Origin of the sequence: Paenibacillus sp. 598K (genome assembly GCF_003851045.1) — a bacterium.
In the GTDB taxonomy this organism is placed as follows: domain Bacteria; phylum Bacillota; class Bacilli; order Paenibacillales; family Paenibacillaceae; genus Paenibacillus_D.
The window spans coordinates 1-243 of sequence record NZ_BFBX01000409.1 but is presented as its reverse complement, the minus strand read 5'-3'; the positions used below and the strand labels follow the sequence as shown (position 1 = coordinate 243).

The 243-nt window shown below is 70.0% G+C and carries 1 protein-coding gene; it reads right to left on the bottom strand.

What is annotated here, in order from left to right; translation table 11 throughout:
* Positions 1 to 243: hypothetical protein (locus PA598K_RS37110; RefSeq protein ID WP_221414219.1), on the bottom strand; the 243-nt coding region annotated here is incomplete at both ends.

The following is a 243-nucleotide window of genomic DNA, read 5'->3' as shown; positions in this document are numbered from 1 at the left end:
CGGCAAGGGAGCAGATGGCTCGCCCGGCGTAGGCCATATCGGAGGCGTCCACGGCTGCGAGATCGGCGGGGTCGGCGCATCCGCAACCTGCAGCGTCAGCGTCTGCCGGACGCCATGCACCGCTGTCGCCGTCACCGTGATCGTCCCCTTGGTCATAGGGGCGGTATAGTCGGCGACCAGACGGCCTTGGCCGTCAGTCGAGCCCATCCTCGGCCGCAGTTCGCCGCCCGAGGCGCTCCACTC